Here is a 9,568-nt window from a genome sequence, read left to right on the forward strand (position 1 = left end):
TGCCCTTTGGCATTAGGGGACCGTCTGCAATGCGTTGAACGGGGTTTCAATACCCCCCACGGCCACCGGAAGAGCATTGGCGCGTCGACTCCCGAAGTCGACCGGCAATTCCTTTCGCCTTTTCCTGCGGCTTTCCGCAGGAGTTCCCCGCGTGCTCCGCGGCGGTTCCGTTCGGGCCACGAAAGGGCCCCGTCGGACCGGGGCGGCCACAAAAGGCCACGAAAGGCCGGGTCGGGCCGCGTCGGACCGGGTCGGGCCGCGTCAGGCCGTGACGGCGTCCTCCGCCCGGATCGGCAGCCGGCCGATCGGCAGGCCGGTCGCGGCACGGACCGCCGCCGCGACGGCCGCCGGGGCGACCACCGCGGGCGCGGCGCCGACCGCCTTGGCGCCGAAGGGGGCGACCACGTCGCGCTCCTCCAGCAGCGCGGCGATCCGCACCTCCGGGGTGTCCAGGGCGGTGGGCAGCCGGTAGCCGGTGAGCGAGGGGTTCTGCAGCACGCCGCCCTCGGTCCGCAGGTCCTCCAGCAGCGCCAGGCCGACGCCCTGCGCCACGCCCGCCTCGATCCGGTCCTCGATCTGGCGCGGGTTCAGTGCCCGGCCCACGTCCTGGGCGACGGTCATCTCGACCACCCGCACGGCGCCCAGCTCGATGTCCACGTCCACCACCGCGCGCATCGCGCAGAACGAGATGGAGACGAAGGCGTCGCCGTGCCCGGCCTCGTCCAGCGGCTCGGTGGGGTGCGGGCGGCACTGCGCGGTGGCCCAGAGCTCCTTGCCCTCCAGCGCCTCGGCGACGGGCATCCCGAGCACCCCGTCGTACGAGGTGATCTTGCCGTCGGCGATCTGCAGCAGCTCCGCCGACATCCCGAAGTTGGCCGCGATCGGCTGCAGCAGCTGGTGGCGGACCATCAGCGCGGCCCGCTCGACGGCGCCACCGGAGACCCAGGTGTGCCGGCCGCGGGCCGAGGGCCCGGCGATCGACTGGTCGCTGTCGGCCGGCGCGATGTAGACCTCGCTGACGCCCAGCACGGTCTGCACGATCTGCCGGGCCAGCGTGGCGAAGCCCTGACCGGCGTCGACGGCCGCGCAGATCACCGTGGCGTGGTCGCCGCTGACCCGCACGGTCGCGGTGGACACCTCGTCCTCACCCTCGGCGCCCAGCATGTGCACCATGCCGACGGCGTAGCCGATGCCGCGCCGCACCGCCGCCGGGTCACCGGCGCCGCCGGGGCCCCCGGGCAGCAGCCACTCGGCGTCCGGGTCGTCCACCGGCAGGGCCGGCAGCGGTTCGTCCGCGACGGCGTCCAGCAGCGCGCGCACCGGCGCCGGGCAGGTGACGGCCTGTCCGGTGGGCAGCGGGTCGCCGGTGGACATCGCGTTGCGCCGACGGATCTCCACCGGGTCCACGCCGACCCGGGCGGCCAGCTGGTCCAGCTGCGACTCGTACGCGAAGCAGGCCTGGAGGGCGCCCTCGCCGCGCATCCGCCCGGCCGGCGGGTTGTTGGTGCGCACCGCCCAGGCGTCCACGAAGACGTTGGGGCAGACGTACGGGCCGGCCGAGAACGCCGTCGCGGCGGCCAGCGCCTCGGCGGAGACGTCCGCGTAGGCGCCGCCGTCCAGCAGGATCTGGGCCTCGACCTTCACCAGCGTGCCCTCGGCGTCGGCGTGGTGCCGGTAGCGCAGGAGCGCGGGGTGGCGCGAGGTGTGGGTGTGGAAGGACTCCTCGCGGGTGAGGGTCATCTTCACCGGCCGGCCGGTGCGCAGCGCCAGCAGCGCCAGGGTGACCTGGAAGGAGAGGTCCTCGCGGTCGGTGGTGGCGCCGGGCACGCCGGTGACCACCAGCCGGACCCGGTCGGGTTCCAGGCCGAGGCAGGCGGCGGTGCGGTCGCGGTCGCCGTGCGGGTCGGTGGAGGACAGGTGCAGCTCGACGCCGCCGTCCGGGCGCGGCACGGCCAGGCCGGCCTCGGCACCGAGCGGGGCCGGGTCCTGCCGGCCGACCTGGTAGAGGCCCTCGACGACGATCTCGCCGGCCGCGTCCGGGTCCCCGGTGCGCAGCGGCAGGTGGCGGAAGAGGTTGCCGTCGGGGTGCAGCGGCGGCGCGGTGAAGGCCTGCTCGGGGTCGGTCACGGCCTCCATCGGCTCGTAGTCGACCGCGATCAGCCCGACCGCCAGCCGGGCGGTGTCCGGGTGGTCGGCGGCCACCGCGGCGATCGGTTCGCCGTGGTGGCGCACCACGCCGGCGGCCAGCACCGGGCGGTCGGCGACGACCGGACCGGCCGGGGCGCCGTCGGGGGTGCCGTCCGGGCCGGGCGGCAGGTCCGCGGCGGTGACCACGGCGTGCACGCCGGGCAGCGCGAGCGCGGCGGAGGTGTCGATGCCGCGGATCCGGGCGTGCGGGTGCGGCGAGCGCAGCACCGCGCCCCACAGCAGCCCCTCGGCCCACAGGTCGGCCGCGTACGGGTAGATGCCGAGGGCCTTCGGCAGCGCGTCGCTGCGCAGCGGGGAGCTGCCCAGGCCGAACGGCTCCGGTGCGCCGCCCTCGCCGCCGTCCTGCTGGAGTGCTGCGCCGATGTCGGTAGGCGACGTCATGATGCGTGGTCGTCCTCGGGGAGCCGGATGCCGTGGGCGGGGGTGGCACCGTACGGGACGCCGGCCGGGGCACCGCCCTCGACCGGGGCGCCGTGCGGGTGCGGGGCGACGTACGGGGTGCCGTGCGGCGGCGTGCCGTCGAAGGCGGCGCCGGGCAGCGGGGTGCCGTGCGCGGGGGTCGGCTCGTAGACCGGGGCGTCGTACCCGGTGTCGTAGCCGTTCTGCTGCTGGTGGCCGTCCGGGTAGGGCAGGTAGGTGCCGTGGGCGGGGGTGCCCTGGTACGGCTGCTCGGGGTAGCCCTGCGGCGGGTAGTAGACGTGCTCGTCGGTGGCCTGGGCGGGGATGCCGCCCTGGACCGGGGCCAGCACGGTGGTGTCGTACACGCCGGTGTCGTAGCCGCCCGACGGGTCGCCGTAGGGCGCCGGGGCCGGGGCGTGGGTCTGTTCGACGGGCTGCGGGCCGGCGGGGTGCTGCTCGACGGGGTACTGGGCGTCGGGGTACTGGCCGTCGGGGTACGGGGCGACCGGCTGGACCGCGGGGTGCGCCTCGGCCGCATGCGGGCCGACGGCCTGCTGCGGGACGTGCTCGATCCAGGCGTCGGCATCGGTGTAGACCGGCGGCTCGACGGCGGCCTCGGGTTCGGCGGACGGCTCGGCCGCGGCCCCCGCGGCCGGGTCGACCGGTGCCCCGGCGGCCGGGTCGGCGGACTGCGCGGCGGCGTCCTCGCCGAGCGCGGCCGTCTCCTCCGCCTCCTCGGCCTCCACCGCGCGGGCCTCCGCGACGGTCTGGACGGCGGCCAGCACGCCCTTGTAGCCGGTGCAGCGGCACAGGTTGCCGCAGAGCGCCTGCCGGGCCTCGACCTCGGTGGGCCGGTGGTTGCGCTGGAGCAGGTCGTGCACCGCCATCGCCATGCCGGGGGTGCAGTAGCCGCACTGCACGGCGCCGGAGGCGGCCAGTGCCTGCTGGACGTCGCTCGCGCCGCCGCCGGCCGACAGGCCCTCGACGGTGTTGATCTCGCTGTCGGCGGCCAGTGCGGCGGGCACCAGGCAGCCGGCCACCAGCTGGCCGTCCACCTGTACCGAGCAGGCCCCGCACTCCCCCTGCTCGCAGCCGTCCTTGGCGCCGGCCAGGCCGAGCCGCTCGCGCAGCACGTAGAGCAGGCTCTCGCCGATCCAGGCGTCGGTGACGGGCCGTTCGAAACCGTTGACCCGCAGCGTGTACGAGGCGCACGGGCGCAGCTCGCGGCTGACCTGCGGGGAGAGACCGAGCGGGTCGGCGTCGAGGGTCTCGATGGGGTCTGTGGTCACTTCAGCGCCCTTCCCAGTGCCCGTCGGGCCAGCACCGCTACGGTACGCCGCAACCGAACGGCCCCGGCGGTCGGCCCCTCGGTCACGGCCTCCCAGGAGCCTTCGGCGCCGTAGTTGTCGGGGACGCAGGCGGTGGCCACGTACTCGCCGAAGGCGGCGTTCGCGGCCGGGTCGATCTCCCGGCTGCCGTCCCAGTCGATGCAGCCGGCCACCCAGGCCTCGGCCTCCAGCGGCCGCAGCGGCACCGGGGCGACGGCGCCGACGGCGCAGCGCACCGAGCGCCGGGCCGGGTCGAGGACGAGGGCGACGGAGGCGGTGGCGCGGGCCGGGCCGCTGCGGCCGGTGGCCTTGAGGAAGACCTGCGGGGCGTGCAGCAGGGGGACCCGCACCCAGGTGAGCAGTTCGCCGGGGCGCACCGGGTCGAGGCCGGTGAGCAGGTGACTGACCGGCACCTCGCGGGTGGCCCCGGCCCGGGCGAGGGTGACGGTGGCCTCCAGCGCGGCGAGCACCGGGAGGGTGTCGCCGGCCGGGGCGGCGGTGACGATGTTGCCGCCGAGGGTGCCGACGTTGCGGACCTGCGGCGGGCCGGCGGTGCGGGCCGCGTCGGCGAGCGCGGGGATGAGCGCGGCGAAGTCGGGGCGGTCCATCCGGGCGTGGGTGAGTCCGGCCCCGAGCACCGCGGTGCCGCCGTCCTCGTAGCGCCAGCCGCGCAGTTCGGTGATCCGGCCGAGGCCGACCAGGGCGGCGGGGCGCAGCCGTCCGGCGTTGACGGCTTCCATCAGGTCGGTGGCTCCGGCCACCGGTACCGCGGCCGGGGCGGCGGCCAGCGCGTCGACGGCCTCGTCGAGCGAGGCCGGCAGCATGATCGTCCGGTTCACCTGGGTCCCACCGTGCTCCACTTGCTCATCGATCGCCTGCCGCCCGCGGCCTTGGGCCGTAGTGTCCGCGTCAGCAGCCCGGCCTGGCCCGTAGGGTACGGGCGATCGGGCCGGGTTGGGCAACTCTGGCACACAATGCTCGATGATCATTTCGGGGCCGGTGAACGGGACTGCCCGATTGGGACGGATACCGGGCGGTATCTGCCCCGACCCGAGTCAGGCCAGGGCAGATGTTCATCTGTTCTTGACGTCCGATGACCACTCAGAAGTTCCCGGCGGGTAGCACCGGACCGCCGTCGCGCCGCGGACGGGCGTTCGACGACGAGCCCCACCGCACCGCCCGCGGCCCCCACCGCACCGCCCGCGGCCCCTACCGGACCGGCGGCGCGCCCTACCGGACCGGCGGCGGGCCCTCGATCGGCCGGCCGGCCACCCCGGGCCGGCGCTGCCAGGGCAGCGGCCCGTCGGCCGGGCGGTACTCGACGCCCAGCGCGTCCAGCGCCCGCAGGTGCGTCGACAGCCGCTGCTCGAAACCGGCGAAGTCGCGCGCGGCCGGCTCGGCGGGCAGCTGGGACCAGGCGACCTCGGCGAAGGCGACCAGCCGGGGGAAGGCCCGGTAGTCGATGTCCCGGGCGCTGTCCATGAACTCGCTCCACAGGTTGGCCTGGGTGCCGATCACGCGCCGCGCCGCGGCCTCGTCCAGCTGCTCCGGCACGGGCTCGAAGCGGTAGACGTCCTCCAGCGTGCGCACGAACCCGACCGGGATCGGCTCGTCCGGCCCGTCGGCCTGCCGGTGGTCGAAGTAGACGTGCTGCTCGGGGCACATCACCACGTCGTGCCCGGCCCTCGCGGCGGCGATCCCGCCGCCGAAGCCGCGCCAGGAGGAGACGGCGGCGCCCGGGGCGAGCCCGCCCTCCAGGATCTCGTCCCAGCCGATCAGCCGGCGGCCGCGCTCGGCCAGCCAACGGTCGAAGTGCCGGATGACGTGGCTCTGCAGCTCGTCCTCGTTGGCCAGGCCCAGCTCGCGTATCCGGGCCTGGGCGGCGGCGCTGTCCTTCCACTGCTCCTTGGGGCACTCGTCGCCGCCGAGGTGGACGAACTCGGACGGGAAGAGCTCCAGGACCTCCTCCAGCACCCCCTCGAAGAAACGCAGGGTCTCCTCGGAGGCGTTGAGCACGTGGTGGCTCACCCCCCAGTCCGTCCAGACGCCGAGCGCGGCGGTGTCCACCACGTCGGTGTTGCCCAGCTCGGGGTAGGCGGCGACGGCAGCCTGGGTGTGGCCGGGCAGGTCGATCTCGGGGACGACGGTCACCCCGCGCGCGGCCGCGTACGCGACGATCTCGCGCAGGTCGTCCTGGGTGTAGTAGCCGCCGTGCGGGCGGTCGTCCCGGCGCTGACCGGAGCGGTAGCCGACCATCGAGCGCTCCCGCCAGGCGCCGTGCGCGGTCAGCCTCGGGTAGCGCTTGATCTCCACCCGCCAGCCCTGGTCGTCGGTCAGGTGCAGGTGCAGCACGTTGAGCTTGTGCGCGGCCAGCAGGTCGACGAAGCGCAGCACGTCCGCCTTGGGCAGGAAGTGCCGGGCCACGTCGAGCAGCGCGCCGCGCCAGCCGAACCGGGGGGCGTCCTCGATGTCGGTGCCGGGCAGCACCCAGCCCTCGCGGCGCAGCGGCGAGCGCCGGTAGGCGTCCGGCCCGAGCAGCTGCCGCAGGGTCTGCGCCGCCCACAGCGCGCCGGCCGGACCGCCCGCGGCGAGCAGGGCGTGGCCGGGGCGCACCGTGATCCGGTACGCCTCGGCGGCCAGCGCGTCGTCCAGGACCAGTTCGACGCCCGTGCCCGGCCGGCCCGGGCCCAACGGCAGCCCGGTGGCGGCGGACAGCGTCGCGCGCAGCCAGCGCTCGGCGTCGGCCAGCGCGGGCGGTGCGGTCAGCGTGGTGGCGGCGTCGAGTGGGAAGTCCTCGTCCGGGCGGCGGACGGCACGCGAAGGTGCGGGAATGAGGTCCATTCCGACATCCTGCCCACGCCCGGAACGAATGGCATAGACCACTGCGCGATCGCGGTGCTATGCAAAACGACGACGCGCGGGGTCACCGGGAGCGGGACGCCGGCCTACTTCTTGTCGCCGTCGCCGTCCTGCGGCTTGCCGATGCCGTCGTAGATCTCCTTGCACATCGGGCAGACCGGGTACTTCTTCGGGTCGCGTCCGGGCACCCACACCTTGCCGCAGAGCGCCACCACGGGGGACCCGGAGAGCGCGCTCTCCATGATCTTGTCCTTCTGGACGTAGTGCGCGAAGCGCTCGTGGTCGCCGTCCCCGTGGGACACCTGCGGGACGGGCTCGACCAGGGTGCCGGTGCCGAGGCCACGCTCGGGCTCAAGAGTGCTCATGAGTGCCAAGTCTATGGGCGCCCCGGGAAACCGGGCCAGTGTCGCGCGGCGGGCCCCCGGCTCAGTTCATCGTCGGGTCGTCCGGGTAGGTCGCCAGCAGGGCCAGCGGACCGCGCTGGCGGCGCAGCACCGAACGCCACAGCCGCTCCGGTTCGGGGCTGGAGACGTCCCCGGGCTCGCAGTCCACCAGGTACCAGGCGCCGCTCTCCAGCTCGGTCTCCAGCTGCCCCGGCGACCAGCCCGCGTACCCGGCGAAGATCCGCAGGCTGCCCAGTTCGCCGGCCAGCACCTCGGGCGGCGCCTCCAGGTCCACCAGCCCGATCGCGCCGTGCACCCGCCGCCAGCCCAGCGGCTCGCCGGTGCCGGGGTCCCCCGGTGCCACCGCGAGGCCGAGCGCCGAGTCCAGCGCCACCGGCCCGCCCTGGAACACCACGGCCGGCTGTCCGACGAGCCGCCCCCAGCCGTCCAGCACGCTGCCCACCTCGACCGGCGTCGGCCGGTTGAGGACCACACCGAGCGCCCCCTCGGCGTCGTGGTCGAGGAGGAGCACCACCGCCCGCGCGAAGTTCGGGTCGGTGAGCAGGGGCGTCGCGACGAGCAGACGGCCGGTGTGGGACCGGCCTCCGTGCGAATGGGCCGCCGTCATGCCTCACATGATCCCGCAGAACGGCCCCGGCGGGACACCGCAACGCGCGAAACCGCCACGCCGGACGAACACCCGTACGGCCCCATCGGCGGGCGCCCGCGACCCCGGAGAGAGCACCATCACGGGAGAGGCTCACGGGAACCGCCGGAGCGCCCACTACCATCTACGTCTGGTGGACGCCCTTATACGTGCCGACTCGGTTTCGCCGGGGGCCCGAACGCGCCCGTACGACCGGTCCACCGCCGGCTCTCTCCCGGAGCCTTCCCCAACTCCTCTGGCACCCCGGATTGCGAGAACGATGACCGACGACGTCCTGCTGGTCCACGGCGGAAACCCACTCGAAGGCGAGATCCGCGTCCGCGGTGCGAAGAACCTGGTCCCCAAGGCCATGGTCGCCGCCCTCCTCGGCCAGGGCCCCAGCAGACTGCGCAACGTCCCGGACATCCGCGACGTCAAGGTGGTTCGCGGCCTGCTGCAGCTGCACGGCGTGACCGTGCGCAGCGGTGACGAGGAGGGCGAGCTGATCCTCGACCCCTCGCACGTCGAGAGCGCCAATGTGGCCGACATCGACGCGCACGCGGGCTCCTCGCGGATCCCGATCCTGTTCTGCGGCCCGCTGCTGCACCGCCTCGGCCACGCCTTCATCCCGGGCCTCGGCGGCTGCGACATCGGCGGCCGTCCCGTCGACTTCCACTTCGAGGTGCTCCGCCAGTTCGGAGCCACCATCGAGAAGCACCCGCAGGGCACCTACCTGGTCGCCCAGCAGCGCCTGCGCGGCACCAAGATCGAGCTGCCCTACCCCTCGGTCGGCGCGACCGAGCAGGTGCTGCTGACCGCCGTCCTCGCGGAGGGCGTCACCGAGCTGCGCAACGCGGCCATCGAGCCGGAGATCGTCGACCTGATCTGCGTGCTGCAGAAGATGGGCGCGATCATCACCCTGGGCACCGACCGCACCATCCTGATCACCGGTGTGGACGAGCTGAACGGCTACAACCACCGCGCGCTGCCGGACCGCCTGGAGTCCGCCTCCTGGGCCTGCGCCGCGCTGGCGACCAAGGGCGACATCTACGTCCGCGGCGCGCGCCAGCTGGAGATGATGACCTTCCTCAACACCTTCCGGAAGGTCGGCGGCGCCTTCGAGGTGGACGACGAGGGCATCCGCTTCTGGCACCCGGGCGGCGAGCTCAAGGCGATCGCCCTGGAGACCGACGTGCACCCGGGCTTCCAGACGGACTGGCAGCAGCCGCTGGTCGTCGCGCTGACCCAGGCCACCGGCCTGTCCATCGTCCACGAGACGGTGTACGAGTCGCGGCTCGGCTTCACCGGCGCACTGAACCAGATGGGCGCGCACATCCAGCTGTACCGCGAGTGCCTGGGCGGCACCCCGTGCCGCTTCGGCGCCCGCAACTTCCTGCACTCCGCGGTCGTCTCCGGCCCGTCCAAGCTGATGGGCTCCGAGCTGGTCATCCCGGACCTGCGCGGCGGCTTCTCGTACCTGATCGCGGCGCTGGCGGCCGAGGGCACCTCGACCGTGCACGGCATCGACCTGATCAACCGCGGCTACGAGAACTTCATGGACAAGCTGCGCGACCTGGGCGCCCACGTCGAGCTGCCCAGCGAGCAGCTGGTCGACGCCTGATCACCGGCCCGGCGTACGGCGAGAGGCCGGGGGGCCCCCCGGGGGGGGCGCGCGGCGCCGGGGGGGCGATGGTGGGGGGGGGCGCGGCGAGGGGGGGGGGCGGGGGCCGGGAGGGAGGGCCGGA

Annotated in this window: 7 protein-coding genes; 1 reads left to right on the forward strand and 6 read right to left on the reverse strand. The window is 74.7% G+C overall.

The window, feature by feature from the left end; translation table 11 throughout:
• Window positions 1–261: 261 nt before the first annotated feature.
• The 6 genes from ACFV0O_RS11360 to ACFV0O_RS11385 form a co-directional block, all read right to left on the reverse strand.
• Window positions 262–2,589, reverse strand: a complete 2,328-nt coding sequence (locus ACFV0O_RS11360) for a xanthine dehydrogenase family protein molybdopterin-binding subunit (protein ID WP_380339469.1) — start codon at window positions 2,587–2,589, stop codon at window positions 262–264.
• On the reverse strand, window positions 2,586–3,896 hold the full coding sequence (locus ACFV0O_RS11365) for a 2Fe-2S iron-sulfur cluster-binding protein (protein WP_380339472.1): 1,311 nt from the start codon (window positions 3,894–3,896) through the stop codon (window positions 2,586–2,588). Before ACFV0O_RS11365 ends, ACFV0O_RS11360 begins: the two co-directional genes overlap by 4 nt.
• On the reverse strand, window positions 3,893–4,759 hold the full coding sequence (locus ACFV0O_RS11370) for an FAD binding domain-containing protein (RefSeq protein ID WP_380339518.1): 867 nt from the start codon (window positions 4,757–4,759) through the stop codon (window positions 3,893–3,895). Before ACFV0O_RS11370 ends, ACFV0O_RS11365 begins: the two co-directional genes overlap by 4 nt.
• Before the next feature lie 406 nt (window positions 4,760–5,165).
• On the reverse strand, window positions 5,166–6,776 hold the full coding sequence (locus ACFV0O_RS11375) for a beta-N-acetylhexosaminidase (protein WP_380339475.1): 1,611 nt from the start codon (window positions 6,774–6,776) through the stop codon (window positions 5,166–5,168).
• A 104-nt stretch (window positions 6,777–6,880) separates the two neighbouring features.
• On the reverse strand, window positions 6,881–7,159 hold the full coding sequence (locus ACFV0O_RS11380) for a DUF3039 domain-containing protein (protein WP_360253463.1): 279 nt from the start codon (window positions 7,157–7,159) through the stop codon (window positions 6,881–6,883).
• A gap of 61 nt (window positions 7,160–7,220) precedes the next feature.
• Window positions 7,221–7,805: a YqgE/AlgH family protein gene (locus tag ACFV0O_RS11385; RefSeq protein WP_360253465.1), complete on the reverse strand. Its 585-nt coding sequence runs from the start codon at window positions 7,803–7,805 to the stop codon at window positions 7,221–7,223.
• Window positions 7,806–8,103: 298 nt separating this feature from the next.
• Here ACFV0O_RS11385 and murA point away from each other — a divergent pair, with 298 nt between their 5' ends.
• The gene (murA, locus tag ACFV0O_RS11390; protein WP_380339479.1) at window positions 8,104–9,444 is read left to right on the forward strand and encodes a UDP-N-acetylglucosamine 1-carboxyvinyltransferase; all 1,341 of its coding nucleotides are present in this window, start codon (window positions 8,104–8,106) and stop codon (window positions 9,442–9,444) included.
• Window positions 9,445–9,568: the final 124 nt, after the last annotated feature.

It is taken from the genome of Kitasatospora sp. NPDC059577, from assembly GCF_042735475.1.
Taxonomy (GTDB): Bacteria; Actinomycetota; Actinomycetes; order Streptomycetales; family Streptomycetaceae; genus Kitasatospora.